Genomic DNA, 22,995 nt, shown 5'->3' with positions numbered 1-22,995 from the left:
CATGGATGCGAGCCTTCTGGCCGCCGCCCTCAGCGGGGCGGTCGTCGCGCTGCTGCTGACGCTGTTCGGCGGCGGCGGTTCGGTGTTGGCCACCCCGTTGCTGCTCTATGTCGTCGGGGTCCGGGACGCGCACGTGGCGATCGGGACCTCGGCGGCGGCGGTGGCGGTCAACGCCGCCACGAGCCTCGCCGCCCACGCCCGGGCGGGTCGCGTGAAGTGGCCCTGCGCTCTGACCTTCGGCGCGCCGGGCCTGGTCGGTTCGCTGGTCGGCGCGCATTTGGCCAAGGCCGCGTCTGGAAGTCATCTGCTGGCCGGGTTTGCCCTGGCCATGGCGGCAGTCGGCCTTTCGATGTTCCGAGCGCCGCGCTCGTCGGGCGACCCGGACGTCCATATCGATCCCGACAAGGCCCTGAGGCTGGTTCCCGCCGGCGCGGCCACCGGCCTGGCGTCAGGCTTTTTCGGCATCGGCGGCGGCTTCCTGATCGCGCCCGGCCTGATGGCCGCGACTGGCATGGCCTTGGCAAACGCGGCCGCCTCGTCCTTGGTCTCGGTCAGCCTATTTGGCGCGGCGACAAGCCTGAGCTACGCCGCATCCGGGCTGGTGGATGGACGTCTGTTTCTGGCTCTGGTCGGGGGCGGCGCTGTCGGCGTCCTAGCGGGTGCGCGCCTGACCCCGCGCCTGACCTCAAGCGCCCTGCTGGCCCGCCAGCTGTTCGCGACCATGATCGTTGCCACGGCGGCCTACGTGCTCTGGCGGGCAATCGGTGCCTAAGGGGTTAACAGGTCGGCGTTCCGCATGCATCCCAAGGGCTGCTTTCCACCCTGCTCGGCTGACGCCGAGGTTCGATCACTGGCGGGGCAGCGCCAAAAGCGGCCGTTGGCGAGTCTCCAGAAACTCGACGCTCGCCCAGGCGCGGTCAGTCGTTGAGGAGCACGATCTTGCCGGTCACCGATCTGGCTTCGAGCGCGCGATGAGCCTCCGCCGCCGCCCGTAGCGGATAGGTCGCGCCGACCTCAGGGGTCACGACGCCATCCGCCACCAACTTCAGCACGGCGACCAGATCGTTTTGATAGGCGCTGGGCCGTCCATCGCGCCAGGGCTCGCTGGAGTAGGCGACCACGCCCTGCCCCTTGGCGAACAGGCCAAGGCTGGAGAACCGCGCGTTCAGGAGCAGGTCCGCCACCGCCAGCGGATTGACCTTGCCGCCTCGGCTGACATCGTAGGCGCCGTAGAACACGCCGACGCCGCCAGGACGCAGCGCCGGCATCGAGACCGTCTTGAAGTGCTTTCCGCCAAGGTGGTCGAACGCCGCGGCCACGCCGCCGCCGCTCAGGGCCATGGCCCGGGCGACGACGTCCTCCCGCGCGTAGTCGATCGGTTCGCCGCCGCGCTGGGCGACGGCGTCGGCCTTGCCGCGCGAGGCGGTACCGATGGCGCGCACGCCGGCGATGCGCGCCATGTCGAGCAGCAGACCGCCCACGCCGCCGCCAGCCCCGTGCACCAGGACCCATTCGCCTGGCGCGGGGTTGGCGATGCGATGGAGCATTTGCCAGGCCGTCACCCCGTTCAGGACCGCCGCCACCAGCCGGCCCGCATCCACCCCCTCTGGCGCGGGGACCAGCCATTGCGCCGCGACGTTGCGGCGGGTCGCGTAGGAGCCGAAGACGGTGATCCCGGCAACGCGCTGGCCGATGGCCAGGTCCTTGACCCCTGGTCCGATCGCCTCGACCCGGCCGACCAGGTCATAACCCGGCGTGATCGGCGGCTTGTGCCCCGCATAGACGCCCTGCCGCATCATGATGTCGGCATAGGCCACGCCGACCGCTTCGATCGCGACCCGGACCTCACCGGCGGCCGGTGGCGGCAGGCGGCGCTCGACCGCGGTAAGCACCATCGCCGATCCCTTGCGAGGGATGTGCATTTCGAGAGCCTGGTCGGTCATTTCGGCAGTCCTGGGGTTCGGGGGTCTCAGAGCGCGAGGCTATGCGGGCAGTCGCATCTGCTTGCGCAGGCTCTTGTCGAAGGCCTTGGCCGGTGCGAACCGGCGCAACAGCGCGATCTGCTTGGCCAGCTTGCCGGCCGGGTAGCGCAGGCGCGGCTGCGGATCGACCGCGGCCGCGCGAACCACCGCGGCCACCACCTCGGGCAACTCGGCGGTCGGCATGACCTCGTCCAAAAGCGCCCGCACGCCCGCCCGCGCCTGATCGTAGACGGCGATCTGGGCGTCCGCCTCTACGGCGTTCTGGTCGAAGGTGCTGCGGATGTAGCCCGGCTCGATCAGGGAGACGCGGACATTGAAGGCCCGAACCTCATGGTCGAGCGACTCCGAATAGCCCTCCAGGGCATGCTTGGTGGCCGCATAGTGGGCGGAATAGGGCGCGGGGATCAGTCCAAGAACCGAGCTGATGTTGAGAACTCGACCTTGGCGCCGGGCGCGCATTGAAGGCAGCACGGCGTTGGTCATCCGCATGACGCCGAACAGGTTGACGTCGAACAGGGCCTGGACCTGACCGATCGAGCTTTCCTCGGCCCCGCCCGTCAGGCCAAGACCCGCATTGTTGACCAGTACGTCGATCTGGCCTGCCTCGGCCAGCACTTCGGCGACCAGTTCGCGGACGGACGTCTCGTCGGTGACGTCGCACACCACCATACGAACCCCATTGGGCGCGGCGACGGTCGGTCGGCGGCTGGTCCCGTAGACCGTGTAACCGCTCGCGGCCAGAGCTTGGGCGCTGGCCTGGCCGATGCCGGCGGACGCTCCGGTCACCAGGGCGATCTTCTTGCGTTGAATGGTCATGGGCCTTCCCGTAGGCAGCAGGCGCAAGAGCGACGCTGCTCATTGCATTATGATCATAATGTGGAAGTATGATCATAATGCAATGAGAATCTCGGAGGCAGGACATGCGCTATGAAAAAGGTCATCGGGACGCGTCGCGCGAGCGCATCCTGCAGGCGGCTTCGGAACGCTTCCGGGCCGACGGCATCGCCGCCTCCGGCCTGGCGCGCGTCATGAAAGACGCTGGCCTGACGAACGGCGCCTTCTATCCACACTTCGAGTCCAAGGCCGAACTGGTGCGCGAAAGCCTGGTCGCCGCCCTCGACGCGCAGGCCGGCCAAATGCGACAGATCCTTGCCGCTGACGGTCTCGAAGGGCTGATTGCGGCCTATCTCTCCCCAAAGCACCGCGACAATCCGCAGGACGGCTGCGCCACCTCCGCGCTTGCCGCCGAGATCGCGCGCGAGCCTCTGGAAACCAGGTCCGCCTACACCGGGCGCGTCGCTGCGTTCGCCGAGCTGGTCGCTGCTTACCTTCCGCCGCACGCCTCGGACCGGGAAGCCGCCGCCACGGCGCTGCTGGCGACCTGCATCGGCACGCTGCAAATCGCGCGCGCCGTCGACAGCACGGAGGTGTCCGATCGCATTCTCGCGGCGGGCCGAGAAGCGGCGCTGACGCTTTTGCGAACTAGCGCATCGTCAGCGACCTAGGCGGCGTCTGACTACTTAGTCTTTGGCGAGTTCGCGCCAATTGCCGAATTAGCAGGGGGTCACGTCAGGCGGACAGTGGTGAAGTCGTCTTCTCATCCACGCCCAGTCGGGGTTGCCCCCGCAAAGCATGGCCTTGATCCGGACATGCGCGACGATGAAAGTGGCTTCGTCCACCACCAAGAGTGTCCAATGTCCGGCAACGATCAAACTCGTCGGGCCGCGATCAGCGGCGCAGCGCTTACAATGGCCTCAGCCAGTTCCCTGGCGGCTCTAGCCGCACCACGCGCCGTCGGCGGGACGGGACTGGAGACTGGAGCGATCCGGGCCATCGGCGTTGACACGGTGCGGACGAATTATATGGGCCGTCCGGCCTTACGCGCCACGGCATTGGAAAACGTTCCAGAGCTCGATCGGCTGGTGGAGCTCGACACGCCCGCCTTCGGCGACGGCGTCATCGAAGCCTGGATAAGCGGCGCCCCGAGCGCTACAGCCAGCGCCACGGCGCGAGGCTTCGTGGGCCTGGCTTTCCGGGTGCGCGACGAAGCTCAGCTGGAGGCCATCTATCTGCGTCCAACCAACGCCCGGTCCGACGACCAGTTACGCCGCAACCATGCCGTCCAGTACATCTCTCACCCAAACTATCCTTGGGAGCGGCTGCGCGCCGAAACCCCGTCCAGGTATGAGACCTACGTCGATCTCGAACCTGGGCGGTGGACGCACATGCGGATTGTGGTGGCGGGTTCCAAGGCTCGGCTGCATGTTGACGGCGCAGAGCAGCCGACCCTGATCGTTGGCGACCTCAAGCACGGCGCCGACGCCAAGGGCGCCGTAGCGCTCTGGATCGGCCCGGGCACGCTGGCCCATTTCAGCGGCGTGAGGATCACGTCCTAGGTGTCGTGAGATCCAAGCGCCGGATCGAGACGCGGCCCAGCCTCGAAGGCTTGTTCGCAAAGTTCACGCTGCTGGCCTCCGAGCGCTGGGAAAGCCCTACACAGCAGCGCCCGCCCCCCGCCTGAGCCACTCCTTCCCTGACGGTCAGGCCGTCCGCTTTTGCGGCGTGGTTGCGCCAACAGCCGACCTTCAGCCATCTTCGGAACTCCAACAGTTAGGCCCGAAACCGCGTATCGCCCCCGCCGTTGATCGAACTGTCGAGTTGGGAGCGGACGTCCTCTGCGTCCTAGAGGCCAAGATCAGCGATGGCGTCGGACAGCTCCTGAGAGCGGAAAGGCTTGGTCAGACGCGGTAGATCCGGCGCGATGCCATGCTCCTCCGCATAGCCGGAAATGATCAGGGCCGGCATGGAGGGGCGAGAGAATCTGACGGCGCGCACGAGCTGGGCGCCGTCCATGCCGGGCATCAAGTGGTCTGTCACCAGCAAGGCGAGGTCGTCGCGTTCCCTCATCAGCATCAGAGCGCGCTCGGCTGATCCAACTTCAATGACCTCGAACCCCAAGTCCTCCAGCATCCGGGCGGTGCTCTCGCGTACGATCTCCTCGTCATCGACCAGGAGGACAACGCCGTGCCGATCGCTTGCCGCTCGAGGCTCACCCTGCCCTTCGATAGGCGCCGCGCTCAGCTTTTGGCTAACCGGCAACCAGAGCGTCACCCGGGTGCCGACACCCATCCGGCTCGCAATATCGAGCGCACCGCCGAGCTGCAGGGCCAGGCCATGAACCATCGACAACCCAAGCCCCGTGCCCTTGCCGATGCCCTTGGTTGAGAAGAAAGGCTCGATCGCCCGCTCCATGGTCGCCGCATCCATGCCAGCGCCGGTGTCAGCCACCGTGATCTTGATATAGCGCCCGTCCGTGAGGCCCTGAGGCTTGGCTTCATCCAAGGCCGACATACCCACCGAGATGCTCAATTCGCCGCCGTCAGCCATGGCGTCGCGTGCGTTAACGCTGAGATTGAGGATGGCCATCTCGAGCTGGTTGAGATCGCCGTGGGCCATGGGCAAGTCTGGCGCGATGTCGGTCACCACCCGCACCTGTGGCCCGGTCGTGCTCGACACCAGGTCGGCCATGCCCGCCACGAGGCTCGCCGTGTCGACAGCGGTCGGCTGCAGGGGCTGTCGTCGGGCGAAGGCGAGCAAACGCTGAACGAGGGTCTTGGCCCGCTCGGCCGATTGCAGGGCGCCGTCGATCAGGCGCTGCTCGCGCTCGGTGTTCAGCGCCTTTCGGCTCAACATGTCGAGTGAGCCGATGATCGGGGTCAGAAGATTGTTGAAGTCGTGGGCCACGCCACCGGTCAGTTGGCCAAGCTGCTCGACCTTCTGGGACTGGCGCAATTGCTCCTCGGCGTCGGCCAGGCGGCGCTGTTCGGCGACCCTGGAGGTGACGTCGTAGACGAACTGGTAGGCGCCGGCGATCTGGCCCGAGGCGTCGCGGTAGTTGCGGAACGTCATCTCGAACCACCGGCGCTCATACCCCGCGCTCCCGAATTCGCGGATGTCGGTGTATTCCTCACCGGCGAGCGCCCGATCCCAAGAGGCCCTGACATCGGCGACGTCTCCTCGTCGCTCGCCAAGCAGCGTGATCATGTTGTCGCCAACCTGCGGCCGGGCGCCGTAGACCCGCTCGAAGGCGTCCATCCCGGCTCGATTGATCGCCAGCACCTGGTAGTCCCGGTCCATGACAATGATGATGGCGTCGGTGTTCTCCACGAGGTCGACAAGCAGACGCCGCTCGGCGATCCCCTCGGCGATCCGGCGCTCCAGGTGCTGGTTCAGCTCCCGCAAAGCTTGATCATTGGCTTTGCGCGCGGTGATATCAATCGCCGTGCCGATAACCCGCAGGCAGCGGTCGCCTTCGAAGAGGCCTCGGCCCTTGGCCGCGACCCAGCGCAGGATCCCGTCTTCCAGACCTATGGTGCGGTATTCGACATCGTAGACGTCACGCACGGCGGGATCGGCCGCCGCGGCGAAGGCCCGCGCCGTCGCTTCGAGGTCATCGGGATGAAGACCGGCGTAGAAGTCGGCCAGGGTGACGGTACGGTCCGTCAGCAGGCCGAACATCGCCCTCAAGCGCGGCGGCCAGTAGAGGGTGTCGTTGACGACGTCGACGTCCCAAAGACCGATCTCGGCGGCGTCAGTCGCTAGCCGCAGCTGTTCTTCGCGCCGGCGCAGGGCCGCCTCGGCGCCGGCGCGTTCGATGTGGGCCCATGAGCGCTCGGTCACCGCGCGAATGATGGCCAGTTCGTCGTCGGTCCAGGCGTGAGGGACCTTGTCGTGAATGGCCATCAGGGCCACCAGGCGCCCGGCCTTGATCAGCGGCATGCAGATCGTCGCGGCGACACCGATGTCCTGGAACGTCTGGGCTTCGTGCGGCGCAAGTTCGGCGAGGTTATCGTTGACGATCAGCGGACGCCCCGCCCCAAGCTCCCGAACGGCCAAGACCCCGAAGTCGGCTAGACGGTAGTGGCCGACGATCGAGGGCGAGCCAGGTTCGTGCCAGTCGCCGCGGATCGTGAGGCCGTCCTCGTCCGCGTCCATATCGGCATAGGCGCAGTTGGAGACGCCCAGATGCTCGCCGACCATGCGCGTCGTAACCTGAAGGATTTCGTCGGCGGTGCTGTAGGCGCTGAGCGCCAGCCCGAGATGGTCGAGAAACTGGAAGACCCCCGCGCTGGTGGCCAGTTTCCGCTCCGCCACGACGCGCGTGGTGATGTCGAAGACCATAGCCAGAATGCCGACCGGGCGGCCCGCGTCGTCGCGAATAGGTGTGTACTCAAGGTCCATCCAGACCTGCTCGGCGCGACCAAGCCGCCAGAGCTCGAGGGGCTGGGCGGCGTAGTGGAGCGCCTCGCCCGCCAGGCCCTTTTCGAGGACGTTGCGGTTGAACCCCTCGGCTTCGGGCCAGATCTCCAGGAGCTTGCCGCCTAGGGACGCCGGGTGCCTGGGACCGCAAACCTCGGCATAGCCGTCATTGTAGATCAGGCGCCCCTCGGCTCCCCAAAGCACCACCATTGGCACGCGCGAGGACAGTACGGTCTGCACGGCGAAGAAAAGCTCCGCCGGCCAGGCTGCGATCGGCCCCAGGTCGGTCGCGCTCCATTCATGGGCGCGGATCAAATCGCCGACCGCGCCGCCCCCCTGCAACTGGCGAGGAACCGCAGGCCTCGGGACTTGAGCATCGGCTTTGAAATCGTCCACGGCCCACTCTCTTTGAGCCGTAGCGATAGCCGAACAGTTCGGGCTCGAAAAGTCGATCGACGAGATCAAATCGATCGCGAGTCTCCCCCTCGTGGCGGCCCGTCTGGCCGGGGTCGACCTCGAAGGCTCGGCAGAAGCTGGCGCTGGCGGCGATGACGATCAGATCGTCACCTAGAAGCAGGGTCGGTTCGGACGCGCTGGCGATGATCGCCATCGCCAGGCCATGGCCGGCGTCGACGTGCAGAATGGGGTGGGCAGCCATGGCTGTCCTTCGCCGACCAGAGGCTCGCGAAGCGAAAGCCATACCTGGCTTGGAATATCTTGGAGACCGCTCGTGAACTCGATGCGGATGAGGCCAGCACCACATCACGTCCAGCTTGGAAGGGCGGGCCTCTTATTCGGCCCTACGAGAATTCATGCGTCGACTATCGGCGTCGGCGCCATCATGGCGATGACCAGATCAAGAAGCGCCGAAGGCCGGTAGGGCTTGGGAAGATATCGACCGTTCGCCGGCAGATCGACGGGCTTTGGGACAGCCGCCCCCGAGGTGGCGATGATCGGCAGTTTGGGCCAACGCAGAGCCGCCAGACGCGCAAGCCCCAGGCCGTTGATTTCGCCGGGCATGTCCACGTCGGTGAACATCAAGGCGATGTCGGGTCGGGCGTCCAGCAGCACGAGCGCCTCGCGGGCGTCAACGGCTTCCAAGGCGTCGTAGCCGGCGTCTTCCAGGATGTCGCAGGCCAGCATGCGGACCAGCACCTCATCCTCGACGACCAGCACGACTTGCGGCGCCGCGCGGGCTCCGTCCGCGGTCTCGCCGCCCTCACTGCCCATCGAAATGCCCCTGGCGCGACCTGCGCGCCGAAAGGCGCAAGCAACGTCGACTACCCGACGTAACCCGAGGCGAGCGTTTTAGTTGCGTCGCCGTTGGATAATCATTCCCAGGCCCGGGCTTCGGCGCCATGGCCAAAAGCCATCCCGTGCACCTTTGGAGACACGGCCCCTTTGTCTCGCGAACAGATCGCAACCCACACCAAACCCTGGCGTTGTCCTGCCCCGGGGAAAGCGCTGATCGGGTTGGAGGTTTGTTTTGAGCGACGCGACCTTGTCCTTGGAGGACCAAGGCCCGATCGATCGGCGGGATCTGGTGTTCGTCGCCGTGGATCGTACGCGCACGCCGATGGTCATCTGCGATCCGCGGCAGATCGACAACCCGATCATCCTGGCCAACCAGGCCTTCTTGGATCTGACAGGCTATGCGCTCGCCGAGGTGATCGGCCGCAACTGCCGTCTGCTGCAAGGCCCCCAGACGGCCCGCGCGGCGATCGACGCCATTGGCCAAGCCGTGCGGGAGGCGCGCGACGTCGAGGTGGAGATCCTCAACTACCGCAAGGACGGTTCGACCTTCTGGAACCGGGTCAGCCTCAGCCCCGTGCACGACGAGGCTGGCAGGCTGATCTACTTCTTCGGCTCGCAGGTCAACGTCACCCAACATCGCTTTGCGCAGGCCAGCGAGGCCGAGGAAAACCGCATCCTGCTGCGTGAGATCGACCATCGGGCGATGAACGCCCTGGCGATCGTCGAGGGCATCGTGCGGCTCAGCCGCGCCCAAGACATCCAGCAATACGCCGCGGCGGTGCAGCAACGGGTGCAGGCCTTGGCCAGGGCCCATGCCTTTCTCTCCGAGAGACGTTGGCAGGCCGCCCCGCTGGAAGACGTCCTGCGGCTGCAAATCGAGCCCTATGGCCTGGGCCGTGCGACTCTGGACGGGCCCAACATTCAGGTCAGGGCGACGCTGATCCAGCCTCTGGCTCTGGTATTCCATGAGATGATCGCCAACGCCGCGATCCATGGCTGCCTGTCGACGCCGGCCGGCGGCTTGGCCGTGCGTTGGGCCCCGCACAATGATGCCAGCGGCTTTCACTTGGTCTGGGAAGAGACTGGCGGGCCGCCGCCGCGGCAGCAACGCACGTCGGGCTTCGGTTCGGCCATGGTCGCCGCGATCATCGAGCGCCAATTGCGCGGCCAGGCGCGTCTGGACTGGCCGCCCACAGGCCTGCGGGCGGAATTCACCGTGCCGGACGCAGCCGGCGAGCCCGCGCCGTTTCGGGTCGCCGCCGGCGGTTGATCGCACATCGGACACGTCAATTCGGATCCAGGGCGCTACTCTTGGATGGCGCGCAGGCGCGCAGTCGTCGTCCAGGCCCACAACCAAGCCTCCACGACTCGTCCGGTTCTGGACATTGCCTTGGCCGGCGCAGCCTTAAGGTTCTGCACGCATTAGCATTGAGCGGCTGCGATGTCCGTGCGCTGGCGGCGGCCGCATTAACCCCCAGCGACCAGGAACAACGCCATGCTCACCGACAGCCTCAGCTGCTCTGGAGGGGAAGCAGGTAAGATCTCCGCCGAGCAAAGACGACGCATAAACGCTATTCTAGACGACAACCAAGTCATGACGCTGGCCACGAACCGTCCCGACGGTTGGCCTCAGGCCACGCCGGTAAACTACCTCCATAATAGCGGCCTGTTGTATTTCGTCGTCGCCCGCAACAGCCAAAAGCTGGCGAATATCCAGCAGGACGGCCGGGTGTCGATCACGGTTGGCGGCGCGAGGAAATCTCAAACCTCGGGACTCTCGATAGCGGCCATGGTCACGGAAGTGACCGAGGGTGAGCAGATCGCGCAGCTGAACACCTTGTTGTGGAACACTCCCGCCGGGAAGGCGTATTCACCTCACCCGGGCGCCAACAGCATAGCGGTGCTGAAGGCGACGCCACGGATCATCTCGCTTATCGACTACGCATTGCCGCCAGGCCAAGCCCAGACGATCTTGATCGAGGAGCCCGGGCCCAGAGGCGCGATATCGGGCTGGTGAGCTTCTGGCCAGCGACCTCCGCTTGCCGCGCATGCCCACCCTTGCGGGCAAACTTGCGCCATCTTCGGCCAGCGTCGTGACGCTGACCGAAGTGTAAGGATCGCTTGCAGCCTAGCTAAGCGCCACGCCTGGTCGCCTGCCCGACCGCTCCCGAAACTCCAAGGACTGGCCAGGCCGCGCCAAGCAAGGGCTGCGCGCCATGATGCCTGCCTACGGCTCCTTCCTGGGCCAGCAGAGGGACCTTTCCACGGCTTCGAACTGGCCCCCAAGAAGTACATGATCAGCGAGCGCACGGGGTGGGGGCAGCAGCGCTTTTGCCGCCACCACCCTGGACAGCTACCTGCGCAACAACAGGATCGAAGACCTCTATGTGATGGGCTTCGCGCTCAGGCAGTGCGTCGATTCGACCGTGCGCAATGCTCCCGACCGCGGCTAGGCGCCCATGGCGCTGATCGGCTCGTCCAGCGCCTTGCGGACGGCGACGGCCAGGTCACTGACCTTGAAGGGCTTGCGCAGGACGGCTTCGGAATCCACCAGTTCTCGAATGGCGCTCGCATCGGCGTAGCCGGTGATCAGCAGCATGCCAAGGTCGGGAATGACTTGCCGCGCCTGTCTGGCGACCTGGGCGCCGTCTATGCCCGGCATGGCGAAGTCGACCACCATCAGGTCCGGCCGATCCTCGACCAGGCGCGCAAGTCCCTCCTGGCCGCTCGCCGCTTCGGTGACGCGGTAGCCCAGCGATCTCAGGCACTGGACCAGGAACCGGCGCACGCTGGGGTCGTCGTCGATCACCAGGACGCGCTCGCCCGCGCTGAGAGGGGCCTCGTTTGGCGGGATGTCGCTGGGCCGGACGCGATCGTCCGCCTCGGTGATCGGCAGCCAGATCTCGATCTTTGACCCGACGCCGACGGTGCTGTCGATCCGCACTGCGCCGCCTGACTGGGTGGCGATGCCGTATACCTGGCTTAGACCCAGCCCTGTTCCCTTACCCACGCTCTTGGTCGTGAAGAAGGGGTCGAACACCTTCTGGAGTAGATCCTCGGGGATGCCATGGCCCGTGTCGCTGACGGCGATCACGACGTGGTCGCTGGGCTGCAGCCCCTCGTGCCACTCATCGGAAATCCGGCTGGAGATGCTCACCGTGCCGCCGTCGCCCATGGCGTCGCGGGCGTTGATGGCCAGGTTCAGCACCGCCAGTTCCAGCTGGTTGGCGTCGGCCTTGGCCCGCGCCGTTCCAGCGCCCAGCGCCATGCGGACCTCGACTGTGTGGCCCAGGGTCCGGGTCAGCAGATCGTCCATGCCGGTGATCAGCGCATCGACTTCCACCGGCTGCAGGTCCAGTTGCTGGCTGCGCGAGAAGGCCAGCAATTGCGCGGTCAGCTTGGTGGCGCGCTCGACGCCTTCGCGGGCGTTGGCGGCCATGCGCTTGACCCGCTCGTCGTCGCTGCGCCGCTCGATCATGTCGATATTGCCGACGATGGCGGTCAGCAGGTTGTTGAAGTCGTGGGCTATCCCGCCGGTCAGCTGGCCGATGGCGTCCATCTTCTGGGCCTGGACCAGGGCGGCCTGGGCCTGCTCGCGCTCGCTGATCTCGGCCAGCAGGCGCTCGTTGGCGCGCTGAAGCTCGCCAACGCTGTCGGCGATGCGCTGCTCGAGGGTCTCGTTGAGCAGCCGCAGCTGCGCCTCGGCGGTCTTGCGAGCGGTGATGTCGAGGCTGATCCCCGACATTCGCCGCGGCTTGCCGGGTTGAATTCGGTTGAGCCGTCCCCGCACCTGCACCCAGTGCAGCGCGCCGTCCGGCCAGAAAATCCGGTACTCGACGTCGTAGTCTTCGGCGCGGGCGATCGAGGCGTTCAGCGCGCCCGCGCGCAGGGCCATGTCCTCGGGGTGAACGGCCGCCTCGATGCTGGCCAGCGTCAGAGGCTGGTCGGGTGAGTGGCCAAAATGCGCGCGCGCCACCGTCGAGGTGGTCAGGGCCCCGCTGTCGAGATCCAGATCCCACGCCCCTAGCTTGCCGGCCTCCAGGGCGAAACGCAGCTGCTCCTCGGCCTTGGTCTGGGCGAGCAGGTGATCGCGCGCGCCATACTGGCGATGCCGGGCGCGGATCGCCGAATGCGCGGCGCTGATGAGCGTCTCGGCGTTGATCGGTCGCTCCAGCAGCACGACGTTGCCGATCGCCCGCAGGCGTTCGGCGTCGGCCTGGGTGCGCTTGCCGGGCTGCTTGGTGACCAGCACGATGAACGGGAAGTCCGACCAGGTCGGTTGCTGGGCCAGCCAGTCGGTCAGGGCGTCGGTGGCGCCCTGGGCCAGGGCCTCTTCGGTGAGGATCGCCGCGCCGGCCTCGTCGCCCAGCGCCTGGGTCAGCCCGCCGAGGTCGCCGCAGATCTGCGAGGCGTGACCGACCTGGGCCAGGGTCTCGGCGATGACCGTCGCGTCGCGCCCCCGCGGCGCAAGGATGAGGATCGGCTTAGGCATTCGTCGGCCGATTGTTCTCCTCGCCCAGCATGTCGATCTTGCCCTGGTAGGACGGCAAGCCGGACATCACGCCCTGGAAGTCGGTCAGCGCCTGGCCCACCTCGATGCCGTGCTCGGTCAGGCGGATCTCGCGGATGGTCTTCTCATGCGCGGCGGTGCGGCTCTTGACCGCCGAGATCGCCGTCAGCACCGAACCGGCGGCCTCGAAGAAGCGAAACAGCAGGATGCCGTCGCTGAGATAGCTAAGGTCGATGTCGCTGCGGACCTCGCCGATGAATCCGTGCTGGCCAAGGATCAGCAGGGTGACCACGCCCTGCTGGTTGAGATAGGTCAGCAGCTCATGCATCTGCAGCAGCAGGAACTTCTGCCCAGGCATGGCCTGGAGGTAGGCGTTGAGGCTGTCGATCACGACCGTCTGTACGCCCAGACGCTCGACCGCGTCGCGGACGTGGAAGGCGAATTCGCCCGGCGACAGCTCGGCCGGGTCGATCGCGCGCACGAGCAGGCGGCCGCTATCGATATGGGGTTGCAGATCCATGCCCAACGCCTTGGAGCGCGTCAGCAGGGTCGTGAGGCCTTCGTCGAACAGATAGTAGGCCACCCTCTCGCCGCGCTCCAAGGCGGTTAGGGAGCAGCGGACCGATGTTGTTGTCTTGCCCACGCCCGACGGACCGCTGATCAGTGTATTGGTGCCGCGCGTAAGCCCGCCGCCCAGCAGCGCGTCGATGCCCAGCGCGCCGGTCGAGACCATTTCCTGGGTGAAGGTCGCGCGATGGTCGGCCGCCACCAGGCGCTCGAAGACCCGGATGCCGCCTGTGTCGAGCGAAAAGTCGTGGAAGCCGCCGCGGAACTTGATGCCCCGCATCTTGACCACTTCGAGCTGGCGGCGCTGGGCGCCATATTCGTGGGTCATCCGCCGCAGACTGATCACGCCGTGGGCGATGCTGTGCAGCTGCAGGTCGCCGTCCTCGGCGGTCTGGTCGTCGAGCAACAGCACCGTGCAACGGCGCGTGGCGAAGAAATGCTTCAGCGCCAGGATCTGGCGGCGGTGGCGCAGCGGGTTCTGGGCAAGCAGCCGCATCTCCGACAGGCTGTCGAAGACGACGCGGAGCGGCTTGGTCTCCTCGACCTGCTTCATCACCCCGCGCGTCGTTTCGCCCAGTTCAACATCGGAGGGGTGCAGAACCGACTGCTCGCTGTCGGGATCCAGGCCCTCTTCGCTGACCAGTTCGAACAGGTCGATGCCGTCCAAAGACCAGCCGTGGCTGGCGGCGGCGGCCCTGAGCTCGGGCTCGGTTTCCGAGAGGGTGATGTAGAGCCCGCTCTCGCCCAACTCCCGCCCCTTGAGCAGGAACTGCAGCGCCAGGGTGGTCTTGCCCGAGCCGGGCGTGCCCTCGACCAGATAGATGCGATCGCGCGTCAGGCCGCCGCCCAGGATGTCGTCAAGCCCCGGCACTCCGGTGCTGACACGGCTCTCGACCCTGGCTTCAGACATGCTCGCTCCGCAAACGACGCGCCTGCCCCCTTATGCGGCGCACAGCCGGAGTAACGCTGAAGACAAGGCTAAGTTCAGTTCCCATGCGGCGAACCGGGGCGCAGTCTGGCGGCGCATCGGATAGCCGACACACGCACGGGAGAGGAACCACAGGTCCTTGGCCCAGGCTCTGCCAACAACATTGGGGGGCGCCGGGAGCCGCACGATGCCCAGGGCTAACGAGACCTTCAGCGCCAGTCGCTGACGTTGGCGCATCTGCCGCAACTGGTCCTTCCGCGCATATCTGACAGCGCGACGGTTCGCGAGGAAGAAACGCGGCGCGAAAGCTTGAAAGGCCGTGCATCAGACCTATCAAACTGTGGACATCGATCCAGCGAAAACCAACCGGAAACCATCCTGCGCGACAACCCGGCCCTTGGATTAAGCCGTGAGGTTTGGTCATGGATTTTCAGGAACACGCACACCACCACCACCACATTCGCGAAGCGCTCGCCGCGGCCCTCAATGAGCGCCGCCCCGTCGATCCCGCCGCCTTGCGATCGGATCGACATTGCCCCCTCGGTTGCTGGATCCACGGCGATGGCGCCCGGCGTTGGGCCGGCAACCATGCCTTCCTAGGCTTGCTGGAAAGCCATCGCGCCTTCCACCAGCAGGCGGGTTTGGTTGCCGACCAGATCAATCGCGGGCAGTGGACCGAGGCTCGAAGATCGCTTCGGCAGGGATCGCCTTTCGTTCTGGCGGTTGCGGACTTAGCCGCCGCCTTGAGGCGAATGCGGGCGACGGCTGGATCGGTTGCGGCCTAGCTAAGCGCGCCGCGCCAAGGCCGCCCCGGTTTGCGCCCCGTGAGGTGGAAACAAGAAGCGGCCGGCGCGCGCGCCATCACGCAGTCGGATCTCCAAGATCACAGGCTCGCCGGCGTCCGCCAGGCGATGGGCCAAGTCACGCGCGGCCTGCTCGGCGCGGGCGCCGGCGGCAAACTGGAGGGGACCGCCGCTAAAGTCGCCGCGAACGATCCAGCCGTCGCTCGACGGCTCGACAAAGATGAAACAAGGCATGGTCATAGCGCAAAACAGTGAGCGGAGCGAAGTGGCGGCCGGCCCTCCGCTGGCCGGCCGCCCGCCCCAACTCAAGAGAACATGTCGCGGTCCAGGCGGCGCAGCGCGGACAGGACCTCGCTGAGCGGCACAGGCGCGGGCGTTCCCAAGAGCCATCTCTGACTGGGCCGGTGCTCGACCGCGCTGGCGTCCGACGCCCAGGCCGCCAGGATTTCGCGCTTTTCGGCGAGATCGAGATCCTGATCCTTCAGCACCTCCAAGGGGTGGAGGAAGCCGAACGCCGGCCGAACCGGCCATGGCCGAGCCCGGTCGTTTGCATGGGTGTGCGTGCGCATGGCCAGCTCCTTACGCGGCCTTGCGCGTTTTAGCCGGCTTGAGCTCCAGCGCCTGTTGGCCCGCGCCGACCCCGATCGCGATCTGCTTGGGTTTCAAGGCCTCAGGCACCTCGCGGACCAGATCGATCGACAAGACGCCATGGGCGTGGAAGGCGTCCTTGACCACGACATAGTCGGCCAGCTCGAACCGGCGCTCGAAAGCGCGGTGGGCCAGGCCCTGGTGCAGGAAGGTTCGCGCGCCCTGGTCTTGGTTCGCCGCCCTTCGCCCCTTAATCACCAAGAGATTGGGCTCGGCCACGACCTCGAGATCCTTGGGCGCGAAGCCCGCGACCGCCAACGAAATGCGGTAGGCGGTCTCGCCGGTCTTCTCGATGTCGTACGGAGGATAGCTGGCGCTCCCTTCGGTGCGAAGCGCTGTCTCGACGAGATCGACCATGCGATCCACACCGATCATGGAGCTGTAGAGAGGGTTGAAATCAAAAACGGTGCTCATTTCCATCTCCTCGAAAGCAAGTTGGACATGAGGGGCGCCGAGCCAATCGCCATGCGCCCCAGGGCCAGGCCCCGTCGGCGCCCGGCAAGCAGGCGATGAATTAGGCCGCGGCCGAAAAGCGTCAAGATGCTCGCATCAGAAATTTTTCGATCCTTGAACCGAAGCGTTGCACGGCCTGAACCCGAGGCTGAACCTCGCCGCTGTGCATCACTGTTGGAGATTAGGTCAACGATCATCCTGAGCGGTGATCTCGGCGACCAAACACGACCCGTGTGAGACCTTGCGCCTGGTCGCCTCAGTCCCCAAACGCGAAAGCCTGGGGAGGCCGCGCGCTCAGCACGGCTTCCCATCTTGAAATGGTCGCCGGAGAAATGCGCCTAGTGGCGGCCTTCGGCGAATTCCTCGACCATCTTGGCGCAAAAGGCCGGTAGGTCGTCGGGCTTGCGCGAGGTGACCAGGCCGTTGTCGACCACCACGTCCTGGTCCACCCAATTGGCGCCGGCGTTCGTCAGGTCGGCTTCCAGCGACGGCCACGAGGTCATCTCCTTACCCTTGACGGCGCCGGCGTTGATCAGCGTCCAGGGCCCGTGGCAGATCGCGGCGATCGGCTTCTTCGTCGTCACAAAATGCTTGATGAAGTCGATGGCCTTGGGCTCCAGCCGCAGGGCGTCGGGGTTCATCACCCCGCCCGGCAGGACGATGGAGTCGTAGTCTTCAGGCTTGGCGGCCGAGAGTTCGCGATCGACAAGCACCGTGCGGCCCTTGTCATGGTGTTCCCAGCCTTGGATCTGCCCGCCCTTGGGCGAGACGACCTCGACCTGCGCGCCGGCGGCCTTCAGGGCCTCGACCGGCTTTTCAAGCTCCGACTGCTCGAAGCCGTCGGTGGCGAGCACGGCGACCTTTCGGCCGGCCAGGGTTTGATCGGGCATGGGAGGACTCCTCGGCAAGCGGCAGGGATCAAGTCTTGGCGGAAACCCGGTCTGGCGAGCGGCGGTTCCAATCAGCGCCGACAGCGGAAAAGCCAGAAGCCGTTTCCGAGATTTCGGCGCCGTTCGAGGTGCTAACCCCCCTAGTTATGGGCGTGATGCTCGGCGTTGCGCTTGCGCGTCGCGGCCGCCTTCTTGGCCGAGGCCGAGCGGTCGGCGGCGCTGCGATGGGCCGACGCTTTGCCTCCCGCCTTGCCGCCCTTATGCGCCGCCGGATGACCCGTGGACTTTCCGCGTCCGGAGCCGCCCTGCTTCTTGCCGCCGCCGTCGTCCTTGTTGACCGTGGCCCAGGCCCGTCGCTCGGCTTCCTTCTCTGAAACGCCCTTAGCCTCATAGCCTTGCGCAATGTGGTCGGCCTTGCGTTCCTGCTTGCCGGTGTATTTCGATTTGTCACCTTGAGGCATCTGACGTCTCCGTTGAGATGGGTGGTGCAACGCCCACAAAATTCCCGCCGCCCCACCCCGTTCCCACAGTAAAGTCAGTCGCTTAGCTCGAGTTTGGATGTCGCATTTCCGACAGAGGAACAGGCAGAGGATATCCATCGTTTGCCTCTCGCCACGTCCATCGCGCGGCCAACATCAAGATGGAAAGCAGATGACCATGAGCCAGAACCGCGACAACCAAGGCCTGCAGCAACAGCCCAACGACGCCCAGCGCCAGCAGGCCGGGCAGCAGAACCAGCAGGGCGAGACGCGCCAGCCCCAGCAGCAAGACCAGAACCCTCAGCAGGCTCAGCCGGGCCAGCAAAACCAGCAGGCCGATCGTGAACGCCGCCCCAATGAAGGCGTCGAAGGCACGGACCAGGACGGTCTGAGCAACGGCGGCGTCACTGGCGGTAACGGCGACATCCGTCCGGACCCCGACGGCCGCGCTGAACGTTGAGCCTTCGGAGGGCCGCTCTCGAGCGGCCCTCTTTCCGTCCACCATCTTGATCGCGCGCCCGTACGTGGTGAGCCTTCGCCATCGACGCGGCGAAATCGGAGGCGACGATGACCTGCGTTTTCGAGGTCTCCCCGTTTGAGGGGGCTGGTCGGTCAAGCTCTGCGACACCGGTGAAGTTCTGTTTTTCGAAACGGGCGGACAGGCCGAGCGGGAAGCCAGGCGGCTGGCCGCGAAGCATCCCGGCGGCGCGTGCGTGCGGGTTTTGGATCTGAGGCGCCAATTGGCGGGTGAGTGGATGCCGCAAGGCGACCCGATCTTGCCAGTCGGGTCGTACGCCCAGGCCTAACCCCACGCCTTTGCCGAGGCGCGGGCCCTGGAACGGAGACAAATCATGTCCGATCAGAACGCCGAAGGCGGAAAGGCTAACCAGGCGGAGGCCCCGGGCGAATTCACGGCCCTGGGCGGGAGGAAAGCGGTCGAGCGAACGGGGAAGCTGTCACAAGCCAAGGCGAGGCCCGATGGCGGCGCATCCGCGGACGTTGGCGACACCTTCAAGTCCGGTCCTAAACGGAGGTGAGCGGATGAAGAGCCATTGGCAAAAAGATAAGGGGATTAGTTATGTCCAAGGTCGCTGACCATAAATGGTCGGCCAAGGTCACCAAGACGAGTGATGCGCTCGGGCCTGAAGGCCCACCTCTTCGAGCAGGACGATCCCAGGATCGCCGCCTCCCTCAAGCGTTCGGCCGAGCATAGCCACCAGCGCAAGGGCACGCCGTTTCCGTCGGCGATGTCGATGCTCACCTTCTGCATAAACCGCGCAGGCGACAACCTGTCGGCCGAGCGCAAACAGGTGCTCAACGCCGCCAAGGATGAACTGCGCCAGCAGTTTGGTCGCAAGCCGGCTTAGCGACACGTGCGGCGTCTCCCCGGAAGCCGACATTGGCTTGGCTCCAGAAACTGTACGATCGGCGCGCCATGCGCAGGCGCGAGATCGGCCCGTTGTGGACATCGGCACTATCCTCCTGTCAGCGCCTAATGGAATGGCAATGCCCCCTTGTCGGGTCAGCGACATCGATGGAATGCTCTAAAGCTGGATGATCCCACGGCGGTGGCCGACGGTGACCGCCTGGGTGCGGTCGGTGACCTCAAGCTTGTTGAAGATGCTGCGCATGTGGCCCTTCACCGTGTCCTCGGACAAGGCCAGGCCGCGGGCGATCTCCTTGTTGGCCTGGCCGGTGGAGACACGACGCAACACGTCGATCTCGCGCTCGCTCAAGGGTTCGGCCGTGGCGTTGATGGCGATGTCGTGCGCCACCTGCGGGTGCAGTTGGCGCTTGCCGGAATGGACGGCCCGGATCGTGTCGATGAGCTCGCGGCGCAGGCTGCTCTTGAGCAGATAGCCGCTAGCGCCGGCCTTGAGGGCGCGCAGAGCCCGCACGTCGCCCGCATAGGTGGTCAGGACGATGATCCGGGCGCGGGGCGCCTGGGCGCGTATGGCGGCGATGGCCTCGACTCCGTCGATGTCCGGCATCTGCAGGTCCATCAGCACGATGTCGGGACCGGTTTGGGCGAACAGGGCCACGGCCTCGGCGCCGTCCTTGGCCTCGCCGACGACAACCATGTCGCCCTCGGCCTCGAGTACCGCCGCAACGCCTTCGCGCAGCAGAGGGTGGTCGTCCACGATCAGCACCGAGATCCTTCCCCCAAGCATGCTCACGCAGTCACCTCCGAACGCGGCGCACGCCGCCAGATCTTGCGCCACGGCGCCGATCGCCGCTTCGCATAGGCCAAGCCTCCCGGGATGATCAGCTCGATCTCCGTGCCCTGGTCGGTCCGGCTTCGGATGGTCAATGCCCCACCGATCTTCCTGGCCCGCTCCTGCATGCCCCATAGGCCGAAATGCCCCTCGCGGCCGCCCGCGTCCAGCACCGCCTGCTCTATGCCGACGCCGTCGTCGCGCACGCGGACGCACAACCGCCTGGGATCAAAGGTGACGTCGATGGCGATGTGCGAGGCCTCGGCATGGCGATGGGCGTTGAACAGCGCCTCGACCACGATGCGCTCGATCTCGTCGGCGACCACCGGATGGAGGTCCAGCACAGCCCCTTCCACTGTCACCTGCGTTCGCGCCGCATGGGGCAAGCTCATCTGCTCGGCGACGTCGGCCAGGGTGGCGCCCAGGTCGCTGGCGGCGTCGGCGCGCAGGCTGCGGACCCGGTCGCGGGCCTCGACGACGACGTCCTCGGCGCGATCGAGAGCCTTTTCCAGCTGTTCGCGAGCCGGTGAGCCTGGCGGCACTTGCCGGCTGGCCGACTGAAACTTCAGGATCAGCCCCTGCACGCCCTGCAGCAGGGTGTCGTGCAGTTCACGGGCGATCCGCTCGCGCTCGGCCATCCGCTCGCGCAGGCCAGCCTGCAGGCGTTCGCTGACGCTGCGCAGGCGCAGGCGGTAGGCCAGCACCGCCAGGGCGGCCGCCGCCGCCAGGCACGCGGCCAGGAAAAGTCGGCTCTGGAACAGGGTCGGCGGCAGGTCGAGGGCCAAGCTCGCCCCCTGCTCGTTCCAAACCCCGTCGTTATTGGCGGCCTTGACGCGGAAGACGTACTTTCCGGGTCTGAGGTTGGTGTAGAAGGCCGATCGCCGAGCGCCGGCCTCGACCCAGTCCTTGTCGACGCCTTCCAGCCGATAGCGGAAGCGCACCCGCTCGGGAACCGCTAGGCTCAGCGCGGTGTAATCGATCTGGAGGCTTCTGGCGCCCCTGGGCAGGACGACGCTCTGGAGATTTCCGCTTCGGACGCCGTCGATCACGACGCCCTGTATCGCCACTGGCGGCACGATCCGATTGAAGGGCTGGCGCGCGGGATCCAGCGAGGCGACCCCGTTCGTTGTCGCGATCCAGACGCGGCCATCGCCGCCAACCGCCAGGTCGGCGCGATAGCGGAACGAGGCGGGACCCGGCAGCCCGTCCTTGAGATCGTAGATCCGCGCCGGCAAAGCCGCGTTCGGATCGTCGAACGCCCGCGCCAGGTCGCGATTTTGCATCCGCACCAGGCCCGCCGCGCCGAAAAGCCAGGTTTCCTCCGCCGTCTGCGCGAGGCCATGGCTCAAGCCCAGGAAAGAAAACCGGTCCCGTGAGATGAACTGGGTGGCCTGATCCTTGAAGCGAGTCAGCCCCCGGTCGCTGCCCGCCAGGACGCCCAGCGGCCCCGCGGCCATGGGCATCGTCCCGCCGCGGACGGCGCGGGGCAATGTCTTGATGTGATGAAACGTTCCACCATCCCAAAGCACCGCCCCTAGGCCGGCATCGATCACGACCCGTCCCTCCGTGTCGGCCACCAGGGCGGTGACCGAACGGCCGAGCGGCTTGGGCTGGAGGTGGGTCCAGCGGTGACCATCATGGCGGAAGAGCCCGGCCATGAAGGCCGCAACCCAGCCGTTTCCGGCCCCGTCCTGCGCGCAGGCGCTCACCCAGGTATCGGAGCTGCTGGGAAGGGAGACCGGCGAGACCTTGTCGCCATCGACGCGGACCATCGTCTCGCCAAGCCCGACCCAGAGGCCGCCGCCCGGCGCGTCGCACAGGGCGCTCGGATGCTTGAGGCCGCGAACGACGGGAGTCAGCGGCTCGCCAGGCCTGGCCCGATAGAGGGTGTCAGAGTCCGTGATCCAGACCACGCCGCGCGCGTCGGCGAAGACGATGTAGCCGTAGGGCGAGCTGGCCGGCACGACGGGCTCGGGCGTGATGCTCGTGGCCCGCCAGCGGTCCAGTCCCCTTACTGTGGCGACCCAGATGCTGCCCTCGCGGTCCTCGAACACCTCGTAGGCCATGGCCGAGGTCAGACCCTGGCCTGCGGAAAAGGTCTCGGGTCGTTGCGCGCCCGCGCGAATTCTGAACACGCCATCGGGGTGCTGGGCGCCCCAGAGATTTTGGTCCCGATCGATCATGATCCTGGTGATGCGGCTGGCGCTGGCGTGCCGATATGCCGAGCGCGCCGCTGGCGGCCCCGCCAACAGCCGCGTGCCTCGGGCGTCGGACGCCCAGATGCGGCCAGCGCGGTCCTGGGCCAGGCCCACGCCCTGGGCGAGATCGGTACGCACCATTGAAAAGCGGCGGGCGCCGGGCGCCAGTCTCGCGACCGCTCCGTTCAACCCGACCCACAGGGCCCCGTCCCGCGCCACCAGCAGGTCCGTGAGCTCCCGGTCGGGGAGGCCCCCTTCTACGGCCATCGGCGTCCATGCCCCGCCGGAGAACCGCACCAGGCGGGCCTTGGCGCGTGTCGTCGCCGCCCAGATGGAGCCATCCAGGCCCTCGGCCATCCGAAAAACGACTTCGTCGAAGATCTTGGGATCGTAGAGGACGCGGGAGCGGCCATTCTCGAATACGGCGATCCCGCCTTGCTCGTAGCCGGCCCAGAGCGCTCCTGAGCGCGTGACCAGCAGGCTGACCACGCGGTCAGTCATGGCGTGGGCCGTCGGCGGCGCGCTAATCGGCTGGAAAGTCACGCCGTCGAAGCGAATGAGGCCTTGAGGCGTGCCAAGCCACAGGAAGCCTTCAGGCGTCTGGGCGATGGCTTCGATGCCGGCGGGAGCGCCGTCCTCGAGGGTCCAGCGCGAATGTTTGTATTGTGCAAGGCCGCGTTCCGGATCCAAGGCCCTTGCCGGCGCCGTGGCGAACAGGCTGGCGACGAGAAACGCCGCTCCCAATACCTTCGCCCCGCCCAACCGCATCACACCCTCAAGACGGCCCCTGCAAGACGAGCTACACCCG

21 protein-coding genes and 1 pseudogene are annotated in these 22,995 nt (G+C 66.6%); 9 read left to right on the top strand and 13 right to left on the bottom strand.

The annotated features are described in order from the left end of the window. Position 1 precedes the first annotated feature (1 nt). Positions 2 to 772 carry a sulfite exporter TauE/SafE family protein gene (locus tag V6S85_RS11825; RefSeq protein ID WP_116490023.1) on the top strand — a complete coding sequence of 257 codons (771 nt, stop codon included), beginning with the start codon at positions 2 to 4 and terminating at the stop codon, positions 770 to 772. A 145-nt stretch (positions 773 to 917) separates the two neighbouring features. Here the strand turns inward: V6S85_RS11825 and V6S85_RS11820 are convergent, their stop codons facing one another. Together V6S85_RS11820 and V6S85_RS11815 are read right to left on the bottom strand one after the other, a co-directional pair. Beyond that, on the bottom strand, positions 918 to 1,943 hold the full coding sequence (locus tag V6S85_RS11820; protein ID WP_334349014.1) for a zinc-binding dehydrogenase: 1,026 nt from the start codon (positions 1,941 to 1,943) through the stop codon (positions 918 to 920). Between the two features lie 39 nt (positions 1,944 to 1,982). Further along, complete coding sequence (locus V6S85_RS11815) at positions 1,983 to 2,798, bottom strand: oxidoreductase (protein ID WP_334349013.1); 816 nt, start codon at positions 2,796 to 2,798, stop codon at positions 1,983 to 1,985. 104 nt (positions 2,799 to 2,902) lie between these two features. Here V6S85_RS11815 and V6S85_RS11810 point away from each other — a divergent pair, with 104 nt between their 5' ends. Together V6S85_RS11810 and V6S85_RS11805 are read left to right on the top strand one after the other, a co-directional pair. After that, a complete protein-coding gene (locus V6S85_RS11810) occupies positions 2,903 to 3,487 on the top strand; it encodes a TetR/AcrR family transcriptional regulator (protein ID WP_334349012.1) in 585 nt (194 codons plus the stop codon). A 189-nt stretch (positions 3,488 to 3,676) separates the two neighbouring features. Further along, on the top strand, positions 3,677 to 4,378 hold the full coding sequence (locus V6S85_RS11805) for a hypothetical protein (RefSeq protein WP_334349011.1): 702 nt from the start codon (positions 3,677 to 3,679) through the stop codon (positions 4,376 to 4,378). 286 nt (positions 4,379 to 4,664) lie between these two features. On the opposite strand, the gene V6S85_RS11800 is transcribed toward V6S85_RS11805, so the two are convergent. From V6S85_RS11800 to V6S85_RS11790, 3 genes are all read right to left on the bottom strand, one after another. Beyond that, positions 4,665 to 7,637, bottom strand: a complete 2,973-nt coding sequence (locus tag V6S85_RS11800) for a PAS domain-containing protein (protein WP_334349010.1) — start codon at positions 7,635 to 7,637, stop codon at positions 4,665 to 4,667. Next, positions 7,540 to 7,899, bottom strand: a complete 360-nt coding sequence (locus tag V6S85_RS11795) for a hypothetical protein (protein WP_334349009.1) — start codon at positions 7,897 to 7,899, stop codon at positions 7,540 to 7,542. The genes V6S85_RS11800 and V6S85_RS11795 overlap by 98 nt, the downstream gene beginning before the upstream one ends. A gap of 152 nt (positions 7,900 to 8,051) precedes the next feature. Continuing rightward, a complete protein-coding gene (locus V6S85_RS11790) occupies positions 8,052 to 8,471 on the bottom strand; it encodes a response regulator (protein ID WP_334349008.1) in 420 nt (139 codons plus the stop codon). Positions 8,472 to 8,727: 256 nt separating this feature from the next. Here V6S85_RS11790 and lov point away from each other — a divergent pair, with 256 nt between their 5' ends. The 3 genes and pseudogenes from lov to V6S85_RS26590 form a co-directional block, all read left to right on the top strand. Beyond that, entirely contained in the window at positions 8,728 to 9,765 is a 1,038-nt protein-coding gene (gene lov / locus V6S85_RS11785; RefSeq protein ID WP_334349007.1) for a blue-light-activated histidine kinase, read from the top strand. A gap of 225 nt (positions 9,766 to 9,990) precedes the next feature. Next, on the top strand, positions 9,991 to 10,512 hold the full coding sequence (locus V6S85_RS11780; RefSeq protein ID WP_334349006.1) for a pyridoxamine 5'-phosphate oxidase family protein: 522 nt from the start codon (positions 9,991 to 9,993) through the stop codon (positions 10,510 to 10,512). Positions 10,513 to 10,831: 319 nt separating this feature from the next. Next, positions 10,832 to 10,948, top strand: a pseudogene (locus V6S85_RS26590) (isochorismatase family protein); the annotation flags it as partial. On the opposite strand, the gene V6S85_RS11775 reads toward V6S85_RS26590, so the two are convergent. Next, complete coding sequence (locus tag V6S85_RS11775; RefSeq protein WP_334349005.1) at positions 10,945 to 12,987, bottom strand: hybrid sensor histidine kinase/response regulator; 2,043 nt, start codon at positions 12,985 to 12,987, stop codon at positions 10,945 to 10,947. The pseudogene V6S85_RS26590 and the gene V6S85_RS11775 sit on opposite strands and share 4 nt — an antisense overlap. Next, positions 12,980 to 14,482 carry an ATPase domain-containing protein gene (locus V6S85_RS11770; protein WP_116490015.1) on the bottom strand — a complete coding sequence of 501 codons (1,503 nt, stop codon included), beginning with the start codon at positions 14,480 to 14,482 and terminating at the stop codon, positions 12,980 to 12,982. Before V6S85_RS11770 ends, V6S85_RS11775 begins: the two co-directional genes overlap by 8 nt. Positions 14,483 to 14,922: 440 nt before the next feature. On the opposite strand from V6S85_RS11770, the gene V6S85_RS11765 reads away from it, so the two are divergent. Beyond that, a complete protein-coding gene (locus tag V6S85_RS11765) occupies positions 14,923 to 15,285 on the top strand; it encodes a CZB domain-containing protein (protein WP_116490014.1) in 363 nt (120 codons plus the stop codon). Positions 15,286 to 15,608: 323 nt separating this feature from the next. Here the strand turns inward: V6S85_RS11765 and V6S85_RS11760 are convergent, their stop codons facing one another. From V6S85_RS11760 to V6S85_RS11745, 4 genes are all read right to left on the bottom strand, one after another. After that, on the bottom strand, positions 15,609 to 15,872 hold the full coding sequence (locus tag V6S85_RS11760) for a hypothetical protein (protein WP_116490013.1): 264 nt from the start codon (positions 15,870 to 15,872) through the stop codon (positions 15,609 to 15,611). Positions 15,873 to 15,882: 10 nt separating this feature from the next. Further along, positions 15,883 to 16,365 carry an Hsp20 family protein gene (locus V6S85_RS11755; RefSeq protein ID WP_116490012.1) on the bottom strand — a complete coding sequence of 161 codons (483 nt, stop codon included), beginning with the start codon at positions 16,363 to 16,365 and terminating at the stop codon, positions 15,883 to 15,885. 377 nt (positions 16,366 to 16,742) lie between these two features. Further along, a complete protein-coding gene (locus V6S85_RS11750; RefSeq protein WP_116490011.1) occupies positions 16,743 to 17,294 on the bottom strand; it encodes a type 1 glutamine amidotransferase domain-containing protein in 552 nt (183 codons plus the stop codon). 140 nt (positions 17,295 to 17,434) lie between these two features. Next, positions 17,435 to 17,755, bottom strand: a complete 321-nt coding sequence (locus V6S85_RS11745; protein WP_116490010.1) for a plasmid stabilization protein — start codon at positions 17,753 to 17,755, stop codon at positions 17,435 to 17,437. 190 nt (positions 17,756 to 17,945) lie between these two features. On the opposite strand from V6S85_RS11745, the gene V6S85_RS11740 reads away from it, so the two are divergent. Beyond that, entirely contained in the window at positions 17,946 to 18,233 is a 288-nt protein-coding gene (locus tag V6S85_RS11740) for a hypothetical protein (protein WP_116490009.1), read from the top strand. A gap of 670 nt (positions 18,234 to 18,903) precedes the next feature. Then, positions 18,904 to 19,140, top strand: a complete 237-nt coding sequence (locus V6S85_RS11735; RefSeq protein WP_207780805.1) for a DUF3175 domain-containing protein — start codon at positions 18,904 to 18,906, stop codon at positions 19,138 to 19,140. Between the two features lie 177 nt (positions 19,141 to 19,317). Here the strand turns inward: V6S85_RS11735 and V6S85_RS11730 are convergent, their stop codons facing one another. Further along, positions 19,318 to 19,944 (bottom strand): response regulator transcription factor, encoded by a 627-nt coding sequence (locus V6S85_RS11730; RefSeq protein WP_116569744.1) that lies wholly within the window; start codon positions 19,942 to 19,944, stop codon positions 19,318 to 19,320. A gap of 2 nt (positions 19,945 to 19,946) precedes the next feature. Continuing rightward, on the bottom strand, positions 19,947 to 22,931 hold the full coding sequence (locus tag V6S85_RS11725; RefSeq protein ID WP_334349004.1) for a sensor histidine kinase: 2,985 nt from the start codon (positions 22,929 to 22,931) through the stop codon (positions 19,947 to 19,949). Positions 22,932 to 22,995: the final 64 nt, after the last annotated feature.

The sequence above is a fragment of the Caulobacter sp. CCNWLW153 genome (assembly GCF_036889365.1).
Lineage (GTDB): Bacteria > Pseudomonadota > Alphaproteobacteria > Caulobacterales > Caulobacteraceae > Caulobacter > Caulobacter radicis.
The sequence above is the reverse complement of the archived record's forward strand: the minus strand, read 5'-3'. Positions and strand labels throughout refer to the sequence as shown.